This is a genomic window from Caballeronia sp. LZ024 (genome assembly GCF_031451455.1).
Lineage (GTDB): Bacteria > Pseudomonadota > Gammaproteobacteria > Burkholderiales > Burkholderiaceae > Caballeronia > Caballeronia telluris.
Genome location: NZ_JARUXL010000003.1, coordinates 183,230 through 205,710 on the forward strand (window position 1 = coordinate 183,230; position 22,481 = coordinate 205,710).

The window sequence follows — 22,481 nt, forward strand, 5'->3', positions numbered from 1 at the left end:
CTGCCCGGCAGGGAAGCGCGCGGGCCGCCGCGCTTGCTCTGCTTGCCCGCTGCGGCCGCGCTCGCTATGCTCGACGAGGACCTTTCCGACCAACAGGACGTGCAATGCCGCTTCGCCTTCCACCGCTGTCGTCGCTGCGCTTTTTCGAAGCGGCCGGCCGTCACCGGAGTTTCAAGCTCGCCGCCGCCGAACTCTCCGTGACGCCGAGCGCGGTCAGCCACGGAATCGTCGGGCTGGAGCAGGCGCTCGGCGTCGAACTGTTCGTGCGCGAGCCGGGCCGGCTCGCGCTCACACCCGCGGGCGCCGACTATCTCGTCTACGTGTCCGAGGCGTTTTCGCTGATCGCGATCGGCACCCAGCGGCTGCCCGACAAGCGCGCCCGCCGCCCGATCGCCGTGAGCTGCGCGCCGACGCTCGCCTCGCGCTGGCTCCTGCCGCGCCTTGCCGCATTCCGCGAGCGCTGGCCCGCCATCGACGTGACCGTCGATACATCGCGCCGGCAAGTCGGCTTTCCCGTCGACGGTTTCGATTTCGCGATTCGTCTTTCGCGCGCGCCGGTCGCGGGCGAAGGCTGGGCGCGGCTCTTCGGCGAGCGGCATGTGCCCGTGTGCAGCGCCGCCTACCGCGAGCGGCTCTTCGACGAACACGGCCGCCCCGACCTGCGCCGCGCGACGCTGATCCACGTCGATACCGCGAGCGAGGACTGGCAGGCGTGGCTCGATGCGACAGGCGTCGCGGGCGTCCCGACGACGGGCGGTCTGCGTTTCGACACGATCCAGCTTGCGTTCGAAGCCGCTGCGGCGGGGCTCGGCGTCGTGCTCGGACGGCGGCCGCTGGTGGACCGCGAGATCGAATCGGGCGCGCTGGTCGAGGCTGGTGCGCCGTCGATCGATTCGCACGGCGCCTATTGGCTCGTGAGTTCGGAAGGCGTCGATCAGCGACCCGACCTCGCGGGCTTCCGGAACTGGCTGCTGGAAGAAGCGGTGCAACCCGCGCGCGAGCACGCCGGCCGTTGAAAATCCTTCATCTGGCGTCGAAGACTTTTCGTTTGCCGCGCGCTTTGCCCGCTGCGAGGATGTCCGCAAGGAGGACATCTCGATGTCGACAGCCAGCCGCAGCAGCTTCGTTTTTTCACAGCGCCATGTCACGCTGGCGATCGTCGCGGGCGCGCTCGTCCTGAGCGCCGCGATGGGCGTGCGGCAGACATTCGGCCTGTTCATCAACCCGTTTTCGTTCGAGCGGGGATTGCCCGTCACGCTGATCGCCTTCTCGATCGCGCTGCACAACCTCGTCTGGGGCTTCACGCAGCCCTTCGCGGGCGCGGCGGCGGACCGCTACGGCGCGGCGCCCGTCGTCGCGTTCGGCGGCGCGACCTACGCGGCCGGACTCGCGCTCGCGGCGTTCGCGCCGGCCGGCTGGGCGATGGTGCTCGGGCTTGGCGTGTTCGTCGGCGTCGGCATCAGTTGCACGACCTTCGGCGTCGTGCTGACGGCGGTGTCGCGTGCGGTGTCGGAGAAGCGGCGCAGCATGGCGATGGGCCTCGTGAGCGCGGGCGGATCGCTCGGGCAGGTGCTCATGATTCCGCTCGCGCAGACGATCCGCGAATCGTCCGGCGTTTCCGCCTCGCTGCTGGCGCTCGCGGTCGTGCTGCTGGCGGTGGCGCCGCTCGGGATCGTGCTCGACCGCCAGCGCGCCGTCGCTCCGGCGGCGCACGAACCGGCGATGTCGCTCGCGGACACGCTCGGGCAAGCGCGCCGGCATCGCGGCTACCGGCTCCTGACGATCGGCTTTTTCACCTGCGGCTTCCAGCTTGCGTTCATCGCGACGCATCTGCCGGGCTACCTGCTGCTCTGCCACATGCCGGCGGGGCTCGGCGCCACCGCGCTCGCGCTGATCGGCCTTTTCAACATGGCGGGAAGCTGGGGCTGCGGCTGGCTCGGCGGGCGTTTCCGGCAGCAGCACGTGCTCGGCTGGCTCTATCTGATCAGAAGCGCGGCGATCGGCGCGTTCTTCGTGCTGCCGAAAACCACAGTCTCCGTGACGACCTTCGCCGCCGTCATGGGACTGACCTGGCTCGGCACGGTGCCGCTGACGAGCGGGCTCGTCGCGAAGGTGTTCGGCACGCGGCATCTCGGCACGCTGTTCGGCGTGTGTTTCATGAGCCACCAAGTCGGCTCGTTCCTCGGCGCGTGGCTCGGCGGCTTCGTCTTCGACGTCACCGGTTCCTACTCGCTGATCTGGGAAGCAACGGTCGTCGCGGGCGTGGCGGCGGCGCTCCTGCACTTCCCGATCGACGATACGTCGGTCAGCATGCCGCTGCGCGTCGCGGCGCCGGGCGAAGCGTGATTCTGCTTACTCTGGCGAGCCTTGCGCCGCGCGCTCGACGAGATGCTCGACCATCCGCTGCGACGCCGGCTGCAACGCCTCGAAGTCCCGGAAACACACGACGAAGCGCCGTTCCGCCCACGCATCCGTGAGCGGCACGACGCGGATTCCCAACAGCGGCCGATACGTTTCGGCCACTTCCACCGGCACGACGCTGATCCCGAGCCCCGCCGCGACGACGCGAAACGCGGCATCGAAACTCGACACGATCACGCGATACGACACCGTCTTGCCGGCCCGCGCGGCGGCGCGCTGGAGCATCGTGTGGACGGCGGTGGCGGGCGGCAGGCCGACATGCTCGTGCGCGAGCGACTGTTCGAACGACACCGACGCCTCGGCCGCGAGCGGATGACCGGCATGCACGGCGAGCGCGAGCCGGTCCTGGCGATAGGGCCGGTGCGCGAGGCCCTGCAAGTCGACGTTGTCCCAGCACACGCCGACGCTCGCGGCGCCCTCGCGCAACTGGCGCACGAGTTCGAGCGAGAGCCGCTCCTCGACGTCGACGCGGATGTTCTGATGCGCCGGCGCGCGCATGAACGACGCGATGTCGTCGAGCAGCGCTTCCGCAATCGCCGATGCCGACGCGCACACGCTCACGCGGCCCTTCAGCCCGCCCCCGAACGCAGCGACGTCGCTTGCGATGCGCTCCATCGTGAACAGCACGTTGCGCGCGTGTTCCAGGAGCGCGATGCCGGCCGCCGTGGGCTCGACGCCGCGCCGCGAGCGCGACAGAAGTGGCACGCCCAGATCGTTTTCGAGTTGCGCGATGCGCTTGCTGATCGCGGAAGGCTCGATGTGCGCTTCCTCCGCCGCCCGCGCGATATTGCGGTGATCGCAGACCGCGACGAGCAATCGCAATGTTTTCAGGTCGATGTCTCGCATGGGCGTCTGGCGCGCGTTCAGATTGGTTTAGCCGTTCCGGTTCGGAATGTCAGCGGTTCCAAAATAGCGCTTTAAGGTTTGGCTGGAATGTCTAAAGTTAGCACAACGCCGGCGTCAATGACCGGCCAACTGGAGACAAAAGCGCATGCCCCCATTCCCCAAGGCGGTCGCGATTCGCGAAGTCGGCTTGCGCGACGGCCTGCAAAGCATCCGGAGCATTCTGCCGACCGAGCGCAAGGTCGAATGGATCGCCGATGCCTACGCCGCCGGTCAGCGCGAAATCGAAGTCGGCTCGTTCGTGCCGGCGCGCCTCTTGCCGCAACTCGCCGATACCGCCGAACTCGTCGCTTATGCGAAAACGCTGCCGGGCCTTCTGGTTTCCGTGCTCGTGCCGAACCTGAAGGGCGCCGAGCGCGCGATCGACACCCACGCCGACCTGATGCTCGTGCCGCTCTCGGCCAGTCTCGAACACAGCCTCGCCAATCTGCGCAAGACGCCCGACGAAGTCGTCGCCGACGTGGCGCGCATCCGTGCCGCGCGCGACGCGGCCGGGTCGAAGACGCTGATCGAAGGCGGCATCGGCACGGCGTTCGGCTGCACGATCCAGGGCCGCGTCGAGCAGAGCGACGTGCTGCGCTGTATGCAGGCGCTGCTCGATGCGGGCGCGGACCGCGTGAGCATCGCCGATACGGTCGGCTACGCGGGCCCCGCCGCCGTGCGCGATCTCTTCGAGAAGGCCCGCAAGATCGCCGGCGAGCGCTTCTGGTGCGGCCATTTCCACGACACGCGCGGCCTCGCGCTCGCCAACGTCTACGCCGCGCTCGAAACCGGCGTCGCGCGCTTCGACGCCACGCTCGCCGGGATCGGTGGCTGCCCGCACGCGCCGGGCGCGAGCGGCAACGCGTCGAGCGAAGACCTGGCGTTCATGCTCGCCGACATGGGTATCGAAACCGGCATCCACATTCCCGCCTTGCTGGCGCTGCGCGCGAAGGTCGCGCAGTGGCTCGAAGGCGAATCGCTTCACGGCGCGCTGTGGCGCGCCGGACTGCCAAAAACCCACGCGCTTGCCGCCTGAGGACATGATGAGCACCAACGATACGAAACTTCCCCTCGACGGCGTGCGCGTCATCGAATTCACGCACATGGTCATGGGACCGACGTGCGGCATGATCCTCGCGGACCTCGGCGCCGAAGTGATCAAGATCGAACCGCCCGGCGGCGACAAGACGCGCACGCTGCCGGGCCTCGGCATCGGCTTCTTTCGCTCGTTCAACCGCAACAAGAAAAGCGTCGTGCTCGACATCACCACGCCCGAAGGCCGCGACGCCGCGGTCGAACTGATCGGCACCTGCGACGTGATGCTCGAAAACTTCCGCCCCGGCCTGATGACGAAGCTCGGCCTCGACTACGGCACGCTCTCGCAGCAGTATCCCGGCCTCATCTACGTGTCGCACAAGGGCTTCCTGCCCGGACCCTACGAGAAGCGCCTCGCGCTCGATGAAGTCGTGCAGATGATGGGCGGTCTCTCCTACATGACGGGACCGGTCGGCCGTCCGCTGCGCGCGGGGACGTCGGTGAACGACATCATGGGCGGCATGTTCGGCGCGATCGGCGTGCTGGCCGCGCTGCGCGAACGCGAGCGCACCGGCCGCGGACAGGAAGTGCAGAGCGCGCTGTTCGAGAACTGCGTGTTTCTGTCGTCGCAGCACATGCAGCAGTACGCCATGACGAAGGAACCGCCGCCGCCGATGCCCGCGCGCGTGTCGGCGTGGAGCGTCTATGACGTGTTCACGCTGGCCGGCGGCGAACAGTTGTTTATCGGCGCGGTCAGCGACAAGCAGTTCGTCACGCTGTGCGACGTGCTGCATCGTCCCGATCTGCCGGCCGAGCCGCGCTTCGCGAACAACGCGCTGCGCGTCGCGGTCCGCCCCGAATTGCTCGACGTGCTCGGCGCGATCCTGAAGGATCATCGCGTCGACGAACTCGCGCCGAAGCTCGAAGCGGCGGGCATTCCCTACGCGCCGATCGTGCGCCCGGAACAGTTGCTCGACGACCCGCATCTGAAGGCGAGCGGCGGCCTCGTGCCGATGGAAACCGACGACGGCAGCATGACCGAGGTCGTACTGTTGCCGCTCACGATGGGCGGCCGGCGTCCCGGCGTGCGGCAGGCGCTGGCGAAGGTCGGCGAGCACACGCAGGAAGTGTTGTCGCGGTTGAAGAGCAGGATTGCCGCCTGAGGGCACGACGCGCGTCCGACAGTTCATTCAGTACCATCACGCCGGCAGGCACGCATCGAAAAAAGTGCCGCCGACATCAAAGGAGACAAACATGCAGCCTTCCGTCGTCGCGGGCAGTCCCCCGCTTGCAACGCCGAACGTTCGCGTCGGCATCAACCCGGGTGCGGAAATTTCCGCGCGGATGGACCGCCTTCCGATCACGCGGCATCTGTGGGTGCTCGTGTTCCTCATCTCGCTCGGCGGCTTCTTCGAGATCTACGACCTGATCTTCACCGGCTATATCGCGCCGGGCATGGCGAAGAGCGGCATGCTCGCGACCACGACGACGTCCTTCTTCGGCTTCACGGGCATCGCGGGGTTCATCGCGGCGACGTTCGCCGGGCTGTTTGTCGGCACGCTCGGTTTTGGCTGGCTGCCGGACCGCTTCGGCCGTCGCTCGGTGTTCACGTATTCGCTGCTGTGGTATTCGGTCGGGTCGGCGATCATGGCCTTCCAGACGACGCCCGAAGGCGTGATCCTGTGGCGCTTCATCACGGGCATCGGCGTGGGCGTCGAGATCATCACGATCGACAGCTATGTGACCGAACTCGTGCCGCAGCACATGCGCGGCCGCGCGATGGCGTTCAACCAGTTCGTGATGTTCGCGGCGGCGCCGGTTGCCGCGATCCTCTCGTACTGGCTCGTGCCGACGACGCTGTTCGGCATCGATGGCTGGCGCATCGTCGTGCTGGCGGGATCGGCGGGCGCGGTGGTCGTGTGGTTCATCCGCCGCGCCGTGCCGGAGAGTCCGCGCTGGCTCGCGACGCACGATCACGTCGCGAAGGGCGAAGCGGTCGTGCAGCGGATCGAGGAGATCGTCGCGCGGCAGTCGGGCAAGCCGCTGCCGCCGCCGCTGCCCGCGATCGAGCAGCCGATGCACCGGCGCGCGTCGTTCGCCGAGCTGCTGCAGCCGCCGTACCGCTCGCGCTTCATCATGCTGATCGTCTTCAACTTTTGTCAGGCAATCGGCTACTACGGCTTCGCGAACTGGGTGCCGACGCTCCTGATCGGGCAGGGCATCACCGTGACGAAGAGCCTGCTGTATTCGTTCATCATCGCGTTCGCGCTGCCGGTCGGACCGCTCCTCGCGATGCTCTACGCCGACCGGATCCAGCGCAAATGGCTGATCGTGGGCGCCGCGCTCGCGGTGATCGTGTTCGGGATCGCGTTCGGACAGATGAGGTCGGTGGGACCGCTGATCGTCTTCGGCGTGCTCATCAGCCTGGCCGGGCAGACGATCTCGGTGTGCTATCACGCCTACCAGTCCGAGCTTTTCCCGACTTCGGTGCGCTGCCGAGCGAACGGCATCGTGTATTCGGCGAGCCGCATGGGCGCGATGATGTCGGGCTTCATCATCGCGGCGCTGTTGCGCGATTTCGGCGTGGAGGGCGTGTTCGTCGGTATTACGGTGTGCATGCTGGTGGTGATGGTGTCGATCGGCGGATTCGGGCCGAAGACCAACGGCAAGCGGCTCGAGGAGTTGTGTCATTGAAGCGGAGCGGGTGGAAGCGATTCACCCAATGATGCTGACGCCGCCATCGACAAAGATCGTATTGCCGGTCATGCGCCGTGCATACGGCGTCGCGAGAAATGCGCAGGTGTAGCCGACATCCATGATGTCCACCAGTTCACCGATCGGCGCGCGCGCGGCCGCTTCGTTGAGCAGCAGGTCGAAGTCCTTGAGCCCCGAAGCGGCGCGCGTCTTCAACGGTCCCGGCGAGATCGGATGCACGCGGATGCGCTTCGGCCCGAGCTCGTGCGCGAGATAGCGGCACGACGCTTCGAGCGCCGCCTTCACCGGTCCCATCAGATCGTAGTTGGGCACGACGCGCGACGCGCCCAGATAGCTCATCGCGAACATCGAACCGCCGTCGTCCATCAGCGGCGCAGCGAGTCGCGCCATCCGGATGAACGAATGGCACGAGATGTCCATCGCCTGCGCAAAGCCTTCGGCCGAGCTGTTGAGAAGGCCGCCTTGCAAGTCGATCTTCGGTGCGAAGGCGATCGAATGCACAGCGACGTCGAGCCTTCCCCAGCGTTCGCGAATCGTGTCGAACACCGCTTCGAGTTGGCCGGGCTGCGAGACGTCGAGCGGCAGCAGCATCGACGCGCCGAGATCTTCCGCGAGCGGCTCGACAAAGCGCTTGGCCTTGTCGTTGAGATAGGTCACGGCGAGTTCCGCGCCAAGCTCGCGGAAGGCGCGCGCGCAGCCGTAGGCGATCGAATGCTCGTTGGCGATGCCGACGATCAGCACCTTGCGTTGCGAGAACGGCTGCGCGGAAAGCGGGTCCATGCTCATGCCTCCAGTCGGTCGAGCGTGTGGCGAGCGATCATCAGTTCCTCGTTGGTCGGTATGACCCAGACTTCGACGGCGCTCGCGGCATCGCTGATGAGCGGTCCATGCTTCGCGTTCGCCGCCGCGTCGAGCGAGACGCCGAGCCACGCCGCCGCGCGGCACACGCGCTCGCGCACAGGCGCCGCATATTCGCCGATGCCCGCCGTGAACACGATTGCATCGAGTCCGCCGAGCGCGGCCGCGAGCGATCCGAGTTCGCGCGAGATCCGGTAGCAGAACAACTCGACGGCTTCGGCAGCGGAGGGTTCGTCGCTCGCGAGCAGCGCGCGCATGTCGCTCGATATCCCGGAGACGCCGAGCAGGCCCGAGCGCTTGTACAGCAGCGTCTCGATCGAGTGCGCATCCATGTGCGCCTGTTGCATCATCCACAGCACGACGCCTGGGTCGAGCGTGCCCGAGCGTGTACCCATGACGAGCCCTTCGACAGCGGTGAAGCCCATCGTGCTCGCGATGCTCTTGCTGCCGTCGAGTGCCGTCATGCTCGCGCCGTTGCCGAGATGCAGCACGACCGTCTTGCCGCGCGCGGCGCGCTCGCCGTATTGCGGCAACGTGCTCGCGATGAATTCATAGGAAAGTCCATGAAAGCCGTAGCGCCGCACGCCCTGGCTCGTGATGTCGGGCGGCAGCGCATAGCGTGTCGCGACGGCCGGCTGGGTGTGATGGAACGCGGTGTCGAAGCAGGCGATCTGCGGCACGTCCGGATTGCGCGCCTCGATCGAGCGGATCGCCGCGAGATTGTGCGGCTGATGTAGCGGCGCGAGCGGGACGAGCGCTTCGAGTTCGCCCATCACTTTCGCGTCGATGCGAACCGGCGCGGAATAATGGTCGCCGCCATGCACGACGCGATGTCCGACGGCGAGCAGCGTCGCGTCGCCCGCGTGCGCGCGCAGCCAGTCGAGCAGGAACGCAATCGCGTTGTCGTGGCCGAGACTTTCGCCTTCCGGCCAGCCACGGTCTTCGATGACTTCGCCGTTCTGTCGCTTCGCCTGGAAGCGCGGCTTCGTGTATAGCTCTTCGAGCTTGCCGCCCGCGATCGGATCGAGCGTGCCGCCGCTCACCGAGAACGCATGAAACTTGATGCTGGACGAGCCGGAGTTGATGACCAGAATGACATCCATGCGATGCCCCTACACGATGCCGGCGGACGCTTTCTCGCGCCGCGCGAGCGCGACGAGCGAAGCGACCGCGCACGATGCGAGCCGGGTGATCACCGAATCGGCGCGGCTCGTCAGGATGATCGGCACCTTCGCGCCGAGCACGATGCCCGCGGCGTCCGCGTGGGCGAGAAACGACAGGCTCTTCGCGAGCAGATTGCCGGCTTCGAGGTCCGGCACCACGAGCACGTTCGCGTGTCCCGCGACCGGCGACACGATGCCCTTGATCCGGGCGGCTTCCTCGCTGATTGCGTTGTCGAGGGCGAGCGGGCCGTCCAGAATGCCGCCCGTGATCTGCCGCCGGTCGGCCATCTTGCAGAGCGCGGCGGCATCGAGCGTCGAGGGCACTTTCGAATTGACCGTCTCCATCGCGGAGAGAATCGCGACGCGCGCGGCGGGAAAGCGCAATGCGTGCGCGAGGTCGATGGCGTTCTGCACGATGTCGCGCTTTTCATCGAGCGTCGGCGAGATGTTGACGGCCGCGTCGGTGATGATGAGCGCGTCCTCGCGGCCGGGCACGTCCATGATGAAGCAGTGGCTCACGCGGCGCTCGGTGCGCAGGCCCGTGGCGCGCGAGACGACTGCGCCCATCAGTTCGTCGGTGTGCAGCGAGCCTTTCATCAGCGCCTCGGCACGTCCTTCGTGCACGAGCTGCACGGCGGCGGCTGCGGCCGCGTGGCTGTGCGGCGCGTCGACGAGAGGCAGGTCGCCGAGATCGAGATTGCCTTCCCTCGCCGCCGCTTCGATCTTCTCGCGCGGCCCGACGAGAATCGGCGCGATCAGCCCGAGGCGCGCCGCCTCGATCACGGCCGACAGCGAATCGTGATCGCATGGATGCGCGACGGCGGTCGGTGTCGGCGGCAGCGTCGCGGCAAACGCGACGAGCCGCTCGTACTTCTCACGCTTGTGTTCCATGACATGTGCCCTCGGTTTTCAGTGCGGCCCGCGCGCGGCGAGGCCCGTCATTCGACTTGCTGGCGCGTCTCGGCACGCCGCGTCGACCTGGTCTTCGTCTTCGATGCCGATTCGAAAATCGACAGCACGCGCGCAAGGTCGGCGCGTTCGAGGTCGTCGAGCGGAAGCGTCGTGGTGAGCGTGTCGATGTGGCGCGCGGCGTTGCGGATGTCGGCCGGCGCGGCGTTCGCCAGCATGCCGGGCAGGGCGTCGATGGCGGCGTCGACGTCGAGCCGCAGCAGCGCCGCCTGTTCGCGCACGACTTCCTTGAACGCGAGGATGCCGCGATCGGACAGCGTGTTCAACATTTCGCGCGCGAGATTGAAACGGCGCTCGTCGGCCTCGCCATGCGTGCGGCGCATGAAGAGCAGCGCGCGCATGCTTGCTTCGAGAAGGCCGCCCTTCGTCATGTCGTCGCGCAGGTGTTCGTGCGCCGCGGCGATCGACGCGCTGCGTTCTTCCGAATCGCCCGGCTCGGTCAGCGGGGCGGCGGTTTCGTCGGCGCTTCGCGGAGGAAGACCCGCCATCGCCTGCAGCCACGGCATGCCGTAGACCGCTTCGAATAGTTGTTCGACAGCTGCATCGCGCGTATCGCGGTAGAAGTCGAGCGACGCGCCGATCGCATCCGACATCGCGTTCTGCATCTGCCAGAACGGATTGTCCGCGCCGACGCTCGTGCGCGCCTGCTTCACGTCCTCGGCGAGACGCGCGACGCTCGATGCGAGCGGATTGCGGTCCGACCACGATTCATAGGGCACGCGCAGCGGATGAACGCGGCTCGCCACGTCGGCGGCCCACGGCGTCACGCACGCATGCAGCCACGGCTGCATGAAGCTGCGGTACAGCCCGAGATTGACGCCGGACACATACGCGGCCGTCGCGAAGCGCCGGTCGCTTTCCGGGTCGGGCTGCACGATCGCGCGAACGTCGTCGATACCGCGCCGCGAAATCGACAGCACGTGTTCGCCTTCGACCAGCTCGGCGTGCGGCGTGGCGTCGGTCCGCTTTCCCATATGCGCCTCGTACAGGCCCGAGGGCAGCAGGTCGATGAGGTCGACGTTGCTCACGAACTCGCGATGCTCCTTCTTGCCCGTGCTGCTCGACACGAAGATGCCGAGATGCCCGATGCTGTCGTGCGTCGCATAGACGATGGTCTGGTCGTGGCCGAAGAGATCGGCGTCGTCGCGATACAGGTCGGTGATCCAGCCGAGTGCCTGCGGCGGCGGCGTGATGTTGTCGCCGTAGGAACAGAACACGACGATCGGCGAGCGGATATTGCGCAGATCGAGGCGGATGCCGTCCGACGTGATGATCTCGCCTTTGACGAGCCGGTTGCCGACGAACAGGTTGTCGACGATGTACTGCATCTCGGCCGCGTTGAGGAACACGTGGCCGCCCCAGTACTTCTCGAAGCCGAGATAGCGCGTGGCTTCGCTGTCGATGTTCGCGTACAGGTTGTATTGCTTCTGCCAGAGCGTGTTGGCCGGGTTCAGGGTCTCGAAGTTCTGCACGAGCCAGGCACCGTCGAAGCGGCCGTCGCCGAGATCGCCGGTGAGCGCCGTGAGCCACGAGCCGCCGAGCATGCCGCCCGAATAACGCATCGGATTCTTGCCGCGCCAGCCCGCCCAGTACGACACCGGCGCGCCCGCGACGATGATCGGCCCGAATAGCTCGGGGCGCATCGCGGCCGTCATCAGCACCTGCCAGCCGGCCTGGCAATTGCCGATCACGGCGGGTTTGCCCGGGCTGTCGGGATGCAGTTCGATGACTTTTTCGAGGAAGGTCGCTTCGGCGCGCATGACGTCTTCGACGCTCTGGCCCGGCACCGGATCGGGCAGGAAGCCGACGAAGTAGCACGGATGGCCCGCGCGCAGGGCAGCGCCGATTTCGCTGTCGCGCTTGAAGCCGCCGATGCCCGGACCGTGCCCGGCGCGCGGGTCGAAGACGATGAACGGACGCAGGCGGCCCGGATCGTGCGCGCCGGTGGCGTCGCGGTCGGGCTTGAGATCGTCGGGGGCGGTGATGCGCACGAGGCCGTAGTTGACGGGACGCGGCAGCGTGCGTCCGTCGACGACCAGCTCGGTGCCGAAATCGAGCACGTTCGGCGCGCGTTCGAGCAAGTGGGCCTGATACTGGTTGCCGCGCTCGCGCATTACGTCGGCGAACAGGATGCCTCGCTGCCAGGCGTCGACGATGTAATCGATGGCCGCCTTCGCCGGGACGAATCCGCCGGGCGCGGGCGTCGCGGGAGGATCGGGGGGAGCGGATGCCGGACTGGGCTGAATCATGGTCGCTTCGAACTCCATCGGAGAGTCGGCGCCGCCGTCGGTATCGCACGATTGCATGCGGGAGGACAGGCGGCGTGAAACCAGGCGAGGCGCTTCGCGCCTTGCGATCGGCGCGGTATCGTCAAGATCGGCGATGAACCTGGCAGCAGCGTGACGCGGCGCGGTTCGTGTTGCATTGCGTCAGCCGATCCAGTGTAGACGGTGCCGATCGCCGGGGCAAATCGAAAAGGCGCACTTCCGTGTTGCGAAGCGCGAGGCCCTTAGCCCATGTGTCCATGCAAAACGCTTGACATGCGTCAACATCGCACGGAATATTGTCCATAATACGGTTCATTATCCACAATATGGACAAGGAGACGCGATGACCGCGCCAAACCCCACGGCGGAAGCACTCATGCCGTATCAACTTCCCTTCCCCGCCGAGGCGGCGAAGGAAATCGTCGTCGAATCGGCCATTCCGAAGGACGAGCGGCTTTGGGTCCCTCAAGCCGAGAACGTCTGGTTCCGGCCGCTGTGCCTGAATGCATCGACAGGTTACTGGATGAATCTGCTGCGCGTGCGCAAGTCGGGCGTGCTGTCGCGTCACCGGCATCCGCAAGCCGTGCACGGCATGGTGCTCAAGGGCAGATGGCGCTACCTGGAGCACGACTGGGTCGCAACGGAAGGCAGCTATGTCTTCGAGCCGCCCGGCGAGACGCACACGCTGTACGTGCCGGAAGACGTCGAGGAAATGATCACGTACTTCCAGGTGAACGGCGTGATGTTCTACTGCGATCCGTACGGCAATCACACCGGCTACGAAGACGTCTTCACGAAGATCGACATGTGCCGCAAGCACTTCACCGAGGTCGGCCTCGGCGCCGATTACGTCGATCAGTTCATCCGCTGAACCGTCCCGCACACAACACAACTCGAAACCGAATGAGCGCCGATCAGAGCGCCAAAGGAGACATCATGCAGGCTAAGTCACCGCGCTTGAAGCGCATCCAGTGGGTCGCACTCACGTTTCTCACGCTGGCGGGCATCGTCAATTATCTCGACCGCAGCACGCTGTCGATCGCCAATCACTCGGTCAGCCAGGAACTCGGGCTGTCGGCTTCGCAGATGGGCTTGCTGCTGTCGGCGTTCTCGTTTGCGTATGCGTTCTCGCAACTGCCGATCGGCGTGATGCTCGACCGCTTCGGCGCGCGCATCATGCTCGGCCTCGGGATGTTCGTCTGGTCGGTCGCGCAGTTGTTCGGCGGCCTTGTGACGAGCCTGCAGCAGTTCCTGTTCGCGCGCATCGCGCTCGGCATCGGCGAGGCGCCGCAGTTTCCGGCGGGCGCGAAGGTTGTGAGCGAATGGTTCGCGCTGCGTGAACGCGGCAAGCCGACCGGCATCTTCGTGACCTCGTCGACGATCGGCCCGGCACTCGCGCCGCCGATCCTGACCGCGCTCCTGCTCGTCTTCGGCTGGCGCTACATGTTCGTCATCATGGGCGTGCTGGGGATCGCGGTGGCGATCGGCTGGTACATCGTCTACCGCAACCGCCGCGACGTCCCGCTGGACCCGCAGGAGATCGCGCATCTGACCGAAGGCGAGGAACAGCAGCGCGCGGAACGCCGCATGAGCTTCGCGGAATGGCGCGGCCTGTTCGGCAAGGCGACGACCTGGGGCATGATCTTCGGCTTCATGGGCGTGATCTACATGGTGTGGCTGTATCTCACTTGGCTGCCCGCGTATCTCGAACATGAGCGCCACTTGACCATCGCGAAGACCGGCTGGATCGTGTCGATTCCCTATCTCTTCGGCACGCTCGGCATGTTGTCGAGCGGCTTCGTCGCCGATGGTCTGATGGCGCGCGGCGTCGCGCCCATCCGCAGCCGCAAGTGGCCGATCTGCACGGGCCTCATCGGCGCGGCGCTCTTCACGGTGCCCGCCGCGTTCACGCCGAACCTCACGCTCGCGATCGTGTATCTCTCGGCGGCGATGTTCTTCGTCAACATGGCGAGCGGCGCGGCCTGGGCGCTCGTGAGCGTGGCGGCGCCGCGTCACATGGTGGCATCGCTCGGCAGCATCCAGAACTTCGGCGGCTATTTCGGCGGATCGTTCGCGCCGTTCATCACCGGTCTCGTCGTCGACAAGACGCATTCGTTCGTGAACGCGTTTCTCATCAGCGCGGGCGTGGCGTTCGCGGCGGCGCTCGTCTACATGTTCGTCGTGCGCGTGCCGATCCAGGATTCGGAACAGAACGCGCCGGCCGTGGCCCCGGTTTAAATCTTCACTTTCGATATGACTTTTCAAAGAGATCTGTTCAAGGGCAAGACCGTCGTCGTGAGCGGCGGCACGCAAGGCATCGGCGCGGGCATCGCGGAAGAGTTCGCGACGCTCGGCGCGCGCGTGATCGCGGCGGGCATCGCGCCGACCGCGCAGCAACGCGAAGCGCTGGAGCCGCGCGTCGAGGTCGCGCCGCTCGATGTCGCCGATGACGCGAGCGTCGCCGCGCTCTTCGAACGCATCGACGCGCTCGACGTGCTCGTCAACTGCGCGGGCATGATCCGGCGCGGCGACGAGCACGACATCGGCGTGTTCGAGCGCGTGATCGCGGTGAACCTGAGTGGCACGATGCGCATGTGCGCCGCCGCGCGCGAGCGTCTGAAGGCGAGCGGCGGATCGATCGTGAACACGGCGTCGATGCTAAGCTTTTTCGGCGGCGGCCTCGTGCCCGCCTACAGCGCGAGCAAGGGCGGCGTCGCGCAACTGACGAAGTCGCTCGCCATCGCCTACGCCGCCGACGGCATCCGCGTGAATGCGGTCGCGCCGGGATGGATCGCGACGCCGCTCACGCAGGCCTTGCAGGACGACGACGGCCGCTCGCAGGGCATCCTCGATCGCACGCCGATGAAGCGCTGGGGACAGCCAGAGGATGTCGCACGCGTGGTCGCGTTTCTATGTTCGCCGGCGGCGTCTTTCATGACCGGCACGATCGTGCCCGTCGATGGCGGCTACATGGTGGCTTAGCGAGCAGGCGGCGCCGGATCGCTCGTTATAATCGGGCATCCTCCGCGCCGTTCTCTCCGACGTTCATGCCAGCACTTTCCGACTCCGCTTCGCTCGACGCGGCAAAAGCCACCGGTACCGCCGCCTTCTCGAAGTTCATGGCGGTCCTGCAACTGATCGCCGACGCGAGCGACGCGCCGGGCGTCGCCGAACTCGCCGCGCTGACGGGCTATCCGCGGCCGACGGTGTATCGGATCGTCGGTGCGCTTCTGGCCGAAGGGCTCGTGGTCGAAGCGCGGCGGGGCGCGTGCTTCGAACTCGGTCCGCGGCTGATTTCGCTCGCGAGCCGCAGCTGGGACCGCTCCGATCTTCGCATCGCGGCGGCCGAGGCCCTGCAGACGCTGCGCGACGTCACGCACGAGACGGTGCATCTCGCCGTGCGCAGCGGCTCGGACATGGTGTACATCGAAAAGCTCGAAAGCCCGCATGCAGTGCGCATGGCGTCGCGCATCGGTACGCGCGTCACGCTGTATTCGAGTTCGGTCGGCAAGGCTTATCTCGCGGCGCTCGCGCCCGCGGAACGCGATATGCTGTTGCACGGCCTCTCGTTCGAGCGCTTCACGCCGAATACGATCGTCGAACGTGCGGCGCTCGACGCCGAACTCGACGCGACGCGCGCGCGCGGCTATGCGGAAGATCGCGAGGAAAACGAAGCGCAGATCTTCTGCTACGGCTGCGCTATCCTCGATTCGAACGGACGGCCGATGGGCTGCGTCAGCATCAGCATTCCACTCTTCAGGAAGTGCACGACGCCGCTCGAAACGTATGTCGGGCCGCTCAGGGAAGCCTGCCGCGCGATTTCGCAGCAGGCGGGGCCGGGCGCGCGGTAGCCGGTCGAGGCGTCACTCGCGCGCTTTCGCCTATGTGGTGATAATTGACCCACAGGCGCCCCCTCGCGCGTTCCGACAACCCCACCGCCTTCGCCAATCGCCATGACCGACACTTCCGACCAACCATCCCCGTCCGACGACGCTCCCACGGGCCTGCGCAAATCGCTCACGAGCTACGGCGACAACGGCTTCTCGCTCTTCCTGCGCAAAGCGTTCATCAAGGGCGCCGGCTACACCGACAGCGCGCTCGACCGGCCGGTGATCGGCATCGTCGATACGGGCAGCGCTTACAACCCGTGTCACGGTAACGCGCCACAGCTGATCGAGGCCGTGAAGCGCGGCGTGATGCTCGCGGGCGGCCTGCCGATGGACTTCCCGACCATCTCCATCGCCGAGTCGTTCTCGCAGCCGACGAGCATGTACCTGCGCAACCTCATGTCGATGGACACCGAGGAAATGCTGCGCGCCCAGCCGATGGACGCCGTCGTGCTGATCGGCGGCTGCGACAAGACCGTGCCCGCGCAACTGATGGGCGCGGCGTCGGCGGGCATTCCCGCGATCCAGCTCATCACCGGATCGATGCTGACGGGCTCGCACCGCTCGGAGCGCGTCGGCGCGTGCACGGACTGCCGGCGTTACTGGGCGCGCTTTCGCGCCGAAGAAATCGACGAGGCGGAGATCGCGGCGGTCAACGATCAGCTCGTCGCGAGCGTGGGCACTTGCTCCGTGATGGGGACGGCGAGCACGATGGCGTGCATCGCGGAGGCGCTCGGCATGACGGTGCCGGGCGGCGCGTCGCCGCCCGCCGTCACGGCGCAACGCATGCGCATCGCGGAGCTGACCGGAAAAGAAGCCGTGCAGATGGCCCGCGACGGCCTCACGATCGACAAGATCCTCACCGCCGAGGCCTTCGAGAATGCGATGCGCGTGCTGCTCGCGATCGGTGGCTCGACCAACGGCATCGTGCACCTGACGGCGATCGCGGGGCGCATGGGTTTCGACGTCGACCTGAAGGCGCTCGACCGCATGGGCCGCGAAACGCCGGTGCTGCTCGACCTGAAGCCGTCGGGGCAGCACTACATGGAAGACTTCGACAAGGCCGGCGGCATGGCGACGCTCCTGCGCGAACTCAGGCCGCTGCTGCATCTGGATGCGCTGACGGTGACCGGCCGCACGCTCGGCGAAGAGATCGACGCGGCAGGGCCGGCGTTCGCGCAAAGCGTCGTGCGTCCGTTCGACGATCCGATTTATCCGCAGGGCGGCATCGCGGTGCTGCAAGGCAATCTCGCGCCGGGCGGGGCGATCATCAAGCAGTCGGCCGCCGACGCCCGCCTGATGGAGCACGAAGGACGCGCGGTCGTGTTCGAGAACGCGGCGGACCTCGCCGCGCGCATCGACTCGGACGATCTCGATGTGAACGCCGACGACATTCTCGTGCTGAGGAACATCGGTCCGAAAGGCGCGCCCGGCATGCCCGAAGCGGGCTATATCCCGATTCCGAAGAAGCTCGCGATGGCGGGCGTCAAGGATATGGTGCGCATCTCCGATGGCCGCATGAGCGGGACTGCGTTCGGGACCATCGTGTTGCATGTGACGCCCGAGTCCGCGATCGGCGGGCCGCTCGCGCAGGTGCGAAGCGGCGACCGCATCCGGCTTTCGGTATCGTGCCGGGAGCTCGATCTGCTCGTGTCGGAGGAAGAACTGGCGCAGCGCGCGAAGGAGAAGCCGGTGGTCGAGCCGAGCGCCGAGCGCGGCTATCTGAAGCTCTTCTTGCAGAGCGTGACGCAAGCCGACAAGGGTGTCGATTTCGACTTTCTGCGTGCCGTAAAGACGCGGGGCACGACGCCGCGGGCGTGAACCAATTGAGGGCGTGGCGCGCGCCACGCCCGATGCGGCTTACTGCGGCTGGATGTTCGCTGCCTGTAGGCCCTTCGGTCCTGTCCGCACTTCGAACAGCACCTTCTGGTTCTCCTGGAGGCTCTTGAAGCCGTTCGCCTGGATTTCCGAGAAGTGCGCAAAAACGTCAGGGCTGCCGTCGTCCGGCGTGATGAAGCCAAAGCCCTTTGCATCGTTGAACCACTTTACTGTTCCTGTTGCCATCGTTTCCTCGTTGCAGCATTGAGCGAGCCCTTGCTCGCGGATAAAAAACCGGGTGACGTTCAGGCCATCGCGGGCGCCGGCTGGTTGTCCAGCATTTCGTCGAGGCGCGATTCGACGCCGCTACCGTCGTCGCGCTGACTGAACTCGCGCAGCGTCGCCAGCAGGATTCGCCATGAGGCGGGCCAGCGGACTTCGCGCAGACACACGCCAGCGGCGCTGCAGATGCGCAGGAGATGCGTGTCGGGGAAGAAGGTCAGGGTGACGGGCGCGCCATCGAGGACGCAGGTCGCGGTGCAAGGTTTGGTCGTGAACATGATTTGGATGTTGTCGTGTTGGGCGGCCTGGGTCTGTGGGTTATCCAACAGTTCCACCCAGGCGGGCGAAGGCGTAGAGCAAGGGTCGTGCCCGGGTCCGCGCGACGGTGATGCTCATTACACGCGCGGCATGTGGCAATTCCGTGAAACTCGGTTCATCGCCTCCGTCCGACGATTTCAGGAACTTCGGGCGATCGCGTGCTGTCCACGGACCTCGCGGCCTTTTAGCGGCCAGCGGCTAACACGAACCGCGAGGAGGAGCATCGATGGAGAAAGGACGCGTTGCCGCGCTCGACGCAGGTCGGGCGCTCGCGATCGTCGGGGTGGTCGCCGTACACCTGTCGTTTCAGTTTCCCAATCTGCCGGATGGCGTGACGCTGCTTGCGCGCATGGGCCAATACGGCGTGCAACTCTTCTTCGTGATCAGCGCGATCACGATCTTCATGACGCTCGAAGTGGACCACGCGCGCTGCGCGGACGCGCGTCATGTCACGTTGCGCTTCTATATCAAGCGCTTTTTCCGCATCGCCCCGATGTACTACGCGGCGATCGCCGTCTACGGTCTCATCAGCTACGGCGCGACGCGTTCCGGCTACGAGCGCGCGTGGGTGCTCGGCGCGCACGGACCGATCGACATCCTGCTCAACGTGCTATTCCTGCATGCGTTGTCGCCGACGGCCATCAACAACGTCGTGCCGGGAGGATGGTCGATCGGCGTCGAGATGCTGTTCTATCTGATCGCGCCGCTGCTGTTTTTCGTCGCGATGAACCGCACGCGCTTGCTCGTGGCGACGGTAGTGCTGCTCGCGTCGTCCGTCGTTGCCGTATGGGTCGGCGAGTGCAGCGGGGCGCTCGACTGTCACGTCAGCAACAACTCGTTCGCATACTTCTGGCCGCCGGTGCAGGGGCCGTGTTTCATCGTCGGAATGTGGGCGTGGTACGCGTTCCGTTCGCGTCTGCTGGGCGACGCCGGCGCGACGCGGCAGGCGACGTGGCTCTATTTCTCGCTGGCGCTGGCACTCGCGTTCGGGACCGCAGCGCTCGGCGTCTGGTTCGCGAAGGCGCATGAGCTTGCGCCGCTCGTCGCGGCGTGCGGCGCGGTCGCGTTCCTGCTGTTCGTGAGCTCGCGCAACGATGCCGGCCCGCGCCGAGCGCCACGCAACACGTTAGTGCGCCGTTGCGCCGAAGCGCTCGGTCGCGAGAGCTACGGCATCTATCTTTGGCACTTCATCTGCGTCTACGCGACGTTCCACTTCTTCGAGCACGACTTCAGGCAGACGAACCGCGACGTCTCGCTCGCGCTTTTCAGTGCGACGTTGCTCGCAGTGCTCTCTATGTCGTATGCGCTCTCGCGCGTGTCGGAATGGCTGATACAGGGACGCGCGACGCGTCTGTCACGCAGTCTGCTCGCGCGCGTCGACCGGCACTATCATCCGGGTGGCCGCACGTGAGCGACGGTCCTCATTGCGCGCCGAGTTGCCAGCGCAAAACCGGATGCTGCGCGCCCGCGGGAAGCGCCCACGTGCCGGTCGGACTGAAGTCCCAGCTGGAGTCGAAGCTCGATGCCGTGCGCATCTGCACGGTGCTCAGTCCGTTCGCGGCAGGCACGGGCGTGCCGCCGTAGACCGAGTTGGTCGCCGTGGTCATGCCCACGTCCCAGTAGACGTTGTTCGCGATCGTCCCGGCGTTGGAGAACGCCACGCCGCCTTTCAGTGCGGGATCGAATTGCGGAACGATGTGGGTCGTCGCGAACGATTCGCTGATCGTGCCGGTGCTCGTGTTGTCGAGGACCAGGCCGCCGTTGTAGTACATCTGCGCGGAGCCCGATGCATACGATTGAGTGATCGATCCGCTGTTCTGCGAGACGAGGCCGCCGCCTTCCGCATGAGATCCGCCGAAGACCGATCCGGTTGCGAACGACTGGACGATCTTGCCGTTGTTCACGCCGACGAGGCCGCCGTAGTCTCCCTGGCCGCCGACGCTCGCGCTGCTCCACGATCGCTCGATGGTGCCTTCGTTGCGTGCGACGAGGCCGCCGCCACCGGGACCCGTCTCTTCGGGCGAGCCGGTCGAGCCGGTCGTATACACGTTCGAGATCAGCCCGCTGTTGAGCCCGGCGAGGATGCCGGCCGGCGTATTGTAGGAACCGGAGGCGCTCGAATCGATCACGCCCAGATTGCGCACGACACCGCCCGTGTAGATCGCGCCGAACAGGCCGACCAGCGTCGGCTCGGTCCCGACCTGATAGCCGTTGAAGTGGCTGATGGTGTGGCCCATGCCGTCGAACTGGCCGGACAGCGCGATGCCTCCGCCGATCACGTTGATCTTGCCTACGTCCGGCGCGAGATCGAGATTGCGGCCGAGCGCGTAGTTGGAGACGAGGTTGTCTCCCATCTTCACCAGATCCGCGTTCGAGTTGACGAGTTGGTACACGGTGTACTGCGTCTTGAGGCCGCTATACGGCGCCGGTTTCCACGACTCGTTCTGCCGCACTGTAGCGCGCGTGTAGGTGCCGTTCATGTCGTAGAACGCGGAGATGATGCCGAGTCCTTGCGACCAGTCGAGCGTGCCGCCGCTCAGGATGCTGCCGCCGTTGTCGCTGGCGTGCGAATCGGCACGCAGCGTCAGGTTGCCCGCGCCGATGTTCGCGAGCGTCACCAGCGGGCCGAGCGTCACGTCGTGCACCGCGCTCAGCGTGAGCGACGCATCGCCCGTCCATCGCACGGCCGCGCCGAGGTTGATGTTGCCGCTGCCGCCCGTGCCGCCCGTCGCGTTTACCGTGATCGACGTGCCGGCCGACAGATTGCGTGCGAGCGTCGCCGAGTTCAGCGGCCCGGCGTTGAACTCGGGCGCGCTAATGTCCCATGACGCCGCATCGATTGCGGCGTCGTCGAGATGCAGCGTGTTGCCGGTCGTGATCACCGTGCCGCCGGTGCCGTCCGCATTCGATGCCTCGATCTTCGAATGAACGTGTGCCGTGCCGCGGTCGGCGACGAGCCACACCTTGCCTTCGCGCGTTGCGGTGCCCGTCGCCCGCAGATCGTCGTGTTGACCGGCGAGCGCGAATATATTGCCGTCCGCCGCGCGCAGGTCGATCTGCGCGGCCTCGATCGTGCCTTTGTTCACGACGTCGCCGTGCGTGCCTGCCTGAACGAAGACTTGCGGACCGGTTGCCGAGTCCTTGAGCAGTACCTCGCTGCCGGTGGCGAGTTCCGCCGATCCCTTCGGCGCGCTGATGCTGCCCTCGTTCTCGACGAGTTTACGGGAGACGAGAAAGACATCGCCGCCCGTCGAACTGATCTTCCCGAGATTGACGACGACACCATCGCCCGAACCGGTAAGGTTGAGCGGACCGCCGTTCATGAAGTTGTTATTGCCGATGTCGAGCGTCGATGCAACGAAGCGCCCGCCCGTGGTGACGACGCCGCTCGGGCCCACCACGACGCCTTGCGGATTGATGAGGTAAAAGCTACCCGAGGCGGCGAGCTTGCCGTCGATCACGGAACGATCGATACCGGTCACGCGGCTGAGCGTCGCGCCCGTGCCGTTGTTGACGTTGATGGTGTTGCCGTTGCCGATGGAGAAGCTGCGCCAGTCGATCACGGCGCGCGGCGTGTTCTGCGTGATGTTGACGGCCGTCGCACTGGTCGCGATCGATCCGGTGCCGGCGACGAACTGGCCGCCTTGCGGAAGCGGTCCGGCGGCGAGCGCACTGGCGCTCATCGCGCAGAGGATAAAAGCCAGCACGGCATCGCCGCGTATCAGCGACACGGAGGCGCGGCGTTGTGAATGACCGAAGTCCGCAAGATGAAAAGAGCGCTGCATGACGTGCCCCTCCGGATTGCTTATAGCGTGTGCTTTAGTGTTGTCTTTAGCCTCTTAGTTGTAGAACAAACTTGACCG

At 66.3% G+C, this 22,481-nt stretch carries 19 protein-coding genes; 11 read left to right on the forward strand and 8 right to left on the reverse strand.

The genetic code is table 11. The features are described from left to right. Positions 1–104 precede the first annotated feature (104 nt). Together QCE48_RS18730 and QCE48_RS18735 are read left to right on the forward strand one after the other, a co-directional pair. Positions 105–1,016, forward strand: coding sequence for a LysR substrate-binding domain-containing protein (locus QCE48_RS18730; protein ID WP_309784381.1), 912 nt, complete (start codon positions 105–107; stop codon positions 1,014–1,016). 82 nt (positions 1,017–1,098) lie between these two features. After that, positions 1,099–2,346: an MFS transporter gene (locus QCE48_RS18735; protein ID WP_309784382.1), complete on the forward strand. Its 1,248-nt coding sequence runs from the start codon at positions 1,099–1,101 to the stop codon at positions 2,344–2,346. A gap of 6 nt (positions 2,347–2,352) precedes the next feature. On the opposite strand, the gene QCE48_RS18740 is transcribed toward QCE48_RS18735, so the two are convergent. Continuing rightward, the gene (locus tag QCE48_RS18740) at positions 2,353–3,267 is read right to left on the reverse strand and encodes a LysR family transcriptional regulator (protein ID WP_309784383.1); all 915 of its coding nucleotides are present in this window, start codon (positions 3,265–3,267) and stop codon (positions 2,353–2,355) included. 145 nt (positions 3,268–3,412) lie between these two features. Here QCE48_RS18740 and QCE48_RS18745 point away from each other — a divergent pair, with 145 nt between their 5' ends. From QCE48_RS18745 to QCE48_RS18755, 3 genes are all read left to right on the forward strand, one after another. Further along, positions 3,413–4,342 carry a hydroxymethylglutaryl-CoA lyase gene (locus QCE48_RS18745; protein ID WP_309784385.1) on the forward strand — a complete coding sequence of 310 codons (930 nt, stop codon included), beginning with the start codon at positions 3,413–3,415 and terminating at the stop codon, positions 4,340–4,342. A 7-nt stretch (positions 4,343–4,349) separates the two neighbouring features. Further along, positions 4,350–5,504: a CaiB/BaiF CoA-transferase family protein gene (locus QCE48_RS18750; protein ID WP_309784387.1), complete on the forward strand. Its 1,155-nt coding sequence runs from the start codon at positions 4,350–4,352 to the stop codon at positions 5,502–5,504. 91 nt (positions 5,505–5,595) lie between these two features. Then, the gene (locus tag QCE48_RS18755) at positions 5,596–7,035 is read left to right on the forward strand and encodes an MFS transporter (protein ID WP_309784389.1); all 1,440 of its coding nucleotides are present in this window, start codon (positions 5,596–5,598) and stop codon (positions 7,033–7,035) included. Between the two features lie 21 nt (positions 7,036–7,056). On the opposite strand, the gene fabI is transcribed toward QCE48_RS18755, so the two are convergent. The 4 genes from fabI to QCE48_RS18775 are packed head-to-tail and all read right to left on the reverse strand — an operon-like array spanning position 7,057 to position 12,295. Then, on the reverse strand, positions 7,057–7,836 hold the full coding sequence (gene fabI, locus QCE48_RS18760; protein WP_309784391.1) for an enoyl-ACP reductase FabI: 780 nt from the start codon (positions 7,834–7,836) through the stop codon (positions 7,057–7,059). A 2-nt stretch (positions 7,837–7,838) separates the two neighbouring features. Continuing rightward, the gene (locus QCE48_RS18765; RefSeq protein WP_309784392.1) at positions 7,839–9,017 is read right to left on the reverse strand and encodes an acetate/propionate family kinase; all 1,179 of its coding nucleotides are present in this window, start codon (positions 9,015–9,017) and stop codon (positions 7,839–7,841) included. A 9-nt stretch (positions 9,018–9,026) separates the two neighbouring features. After that, positions 9,027–9,968: a phosphate acetyltransferase gene (locus tag QCE48_RS18770; RefSeq protein WP_309784393.1), complete on the reverse strand. Its 942-nt coding sequence runs from the start codon at positions 9,966–9,968 to the stop codon at positions 9,027–9,029. A gap of 47 nt (positions 9,969–10,015) precedes the next feature. Continuing rightward, positions 10,016–12,295, reverse strand: a complete 2,280-nt coding sequence (locus QCE48_RS18775) for a DUF3141 domain-containing protein (protein ID WP_309784394.1) — start codon at positions 12,293–12,295, stop codon at positions 10,016–10,018. A 361-nt stretch (positions 12,296–12,656) separates the two neighbouring features. Between QCE48_RS18775 and QCE48_RS18780 the strand changes: the two genes are divergently transcribed. From QCE48_RS18780 to QCE48_RS18800, 5 genes are all read left to right on the forward strand, one after another. Next, positions 12,657–13,184: a 2,4'-dihydroxyacetophenone dioxygenase family protein gene (locus QCE48_RS18780; RefSeq protein ID WP_087629851.1), complete on the forward strand. Its 528-nt coding sequence runs from the start codon at positions 12,657–12,659 to the stop codon at positions 13,182–13,184. A gap of 65 nt (positions 13,185–13,249) precedes the next feature. Further along, a complete protein-coding gene (locus QCE48_RS18785; protein WP_309784395.1) occupies positions 13,250–14,551 on the forward strand; it encodes an MFS transporter in 1,302 nt (433 codons plus the stop codon). 15 nt (positions 14,552–14,566) lie between these two features. Beyond that, positions 14,567–15,295, forward strand: a complete 729-nt coding sequence (locus QCE48_RS18790; protein ID WP_309784396.1) for an SDR family oxidoreductase — start codon at positions 14,567–14,569, stop codon at positions 15,293–15,295. A gap of 65 nt (positions 15,296–15,360) precedes the next feature. Next, a complete protein-coding gene (locus QCE48_RS18795; RefSeq protein WP_309784397.1) occupies positions 15,361–16,164 on the forward strand; it encodes an IclR family transcriptional regulator in 804 nt (267 codons plus the stop codon). Positions 16,165–16,266: 102 nt separating this feature from the next. Beyond that, positions 16,267–18,021 (forward strand): IlvD/Edd family dehydratase, encoded by a 1,755-nt coding sequence (locus QCE48_RS18800; protein WP_309784398.1) that lies wholly within the window; start codon positions 16,267–16,269, stop codon positions 18,019–18,021. Positions 18,022–18,060: 39 nt separating this feature from the next. On the opposite strand, the gene QCE48_RS18805 is transcribed toward QCE48_RS18800, so the two are convergent. Together QCE48_RS18805 and QCE48_RS18810 are read right to left on the reverse strand one after the other, a co-directional pair. Continuing rightward, entirely contained in the window at positions 18,061–18,264 is a 204-nt protein-coding gene (locus tag QCE48_RS18805; protein ID WP_087629847.1) for a cold-shock protein, read from the reverse strand. 59 nt (positions 18,265–18,323) lie between these two features. Then, entirely contained in the window at positions 18,324–18,635 is a 312-nt protein-coding gene (locus QCE48_RS18810) for a hypothetical protein (protein ID WP_404982492.1), read from the reverse strand. Positions 18,636–18,844: 209 nt separating this feature from the next. On the opposite strand from QCE48_RS18810, the gene QCE48_RS18815 reads away from it, so the two are divergent. Then, positions 18,845–20,029 carry an acyltransferase gene (locus QCE48_RS18815; RefSeq protein ID WP_309784400.1) on the forward strand — a complete coding sequence of 395 codons (1,185 nt, stop codon included), beginning with the start codon at positions 18,845–18,847 and terminating at the stop codon, positions 20,027–20,029. Between the two features lie 10 nt (positions 20,030–20,039). Here QCE48_RS18815 and QCE48_RS18820 read toward each other — a convergent pair whose 3' ends face one another. Continuing rightward, the gene (locus QCE48_RS18820; RefSeq protein ID WP_309794277.1) at positions 20,040–22,403 is read right to left on the reverse strand and encodes a filamentous hemagglutinin N-terminal domain-containing protein; all 2,364 of its coding nucleotides are present in this window, start codon (positions 22,401–22,403) and stop codon (positions 20,040–20,042) included. Positions 22,404–22,481: the final 78 nt, after the last annotated feature.

Bases quoted from the DNA above. Each gene is read 5' to 3' on its own strand.
- QCE48_RS18730 (WP_309784381.1), top strand. From the start codon at position 105: ATGCCGCTTCGCCTTCCACCGCTGTCGTCGCTGCGCTTTTTCGAAGCG.
- QCE48_RS18735 (WP_309784382.1), top strand. From the start codon at position 1,099: ATGTCGACAGCCAGCCGCAGCAGCTTCGTTTTTTCACAGCGCCATGTC.
- QCE48_RS18740 (WP_309784383.1), bottom strand. From the start codon at position 3,267: ATGCGAGACATCGACCTGAAAACATTGCGATTGCTCGTCGCGGTCTGC.
- QCE48_RS18745 (WP_309784385.1), top strand. From the start codon at position 3,413: ATGCCCCCATTCCCCAAGGCGGTCGCGATTCGCGAAGTCGGCTTGCGC.
- QCE48_RS18750 (WP_309784387.1), top strand. From the start codon at position 4,350: ATGAGCACCAACGATACGAAACTTCCCCTCGACGGCGTGCGCGTCATC.
- QCE48_RS18755 (WP_309784389.1), top strand. From the start codon at position 5,596: ATGCAGCCTTCCGTCGTCGCGGGCAGTCCCCCGCTTGCAACGCCGAAC.
- fabI (WP_309784391.1), bottom strand. From the start codon at position 7,836: ATGGACCCGCTTTCCGCGCAGCCGTTCTCGCAACGCAAGGTGCTGATC.
- QCE48_RS18765 (WP_309784392.1), bottom strand. From the start codon at position 9,017: ATGGATGTCATTCTGGTCATCAACTCCGGCTCGTCCAGCATCAAGTTT.
- QCE48_RS18770 (WP_309784393.1), bottom strand. From the start codon at position 9,968: ATGGAACACAAGCGTGAGAAGTACGAGCGGCTCGTCGCGTTTGCCGCG.
- QCE48_RS18775 (WP_309784394.1), bottom strand. From the start codon at position 12,295: ATGATTCAGCCCAGTCCGGCATCCGCTCCCCCCGATCCTCCCGCGACG.
- QCE48_RS18780 (WP_087629851.1), top strand. From the start codon at position 12,657: ATGACCGCGCCAAACCCCACGGCGGAAGCACTCATGCCGTATCAACTT.
- QCE48_RS18785 (WP_309784395.1), top strand. From the start codon at position 13,250: ATGCAGGCTAAGTCACCGCGCTTGAAGCGCATCCAGTGGGTCGCACTC.
- QCE48_RS18790 (WP_309784396.1), top strand. From the start codon at position 14,567: ATGACTTTTCAAAGAGATCTGTTCAAGGGCAAGACCGTCGTCGTGAGC.
- QCE48_RS18795 (WP_309784397.1), top strand. From the start codon at position 15,361: ATGCCAGCACTTTCCGACTCCGCTTCGCTCGACGCGGCAAAAGCCACC.
- QCE48_RS18800 (WP_309784398.1), top strand. From the start codon at position 16,267: ATGACCGACACTTCCGACCAACCATCCCCGTCCGACGACGCTCCCACG.
- QCE48_RS18805 (WP_087629847.1), bottom strand. From the start codon at position 18,264: ATGGCAACAGGAACAGTAAAGTGGTTCAACGATGCAAAGGGCTTTGGC.
- QCE48_RS18815 (WP_309784400.1), top strand. From the start codon at position 18,845: ATGGAGAAAGGACGCGTTGCCGCGCTCGACGCAGGTCGGGCGCTCGCG.
- QCE48_RS18820 (WP_309794277.1), bottom strand. From the start codon at position 22,403: ATGCAGCGCTCTTTTCATCTTGCGGACTTCGGTCATTCACAACGCCGC.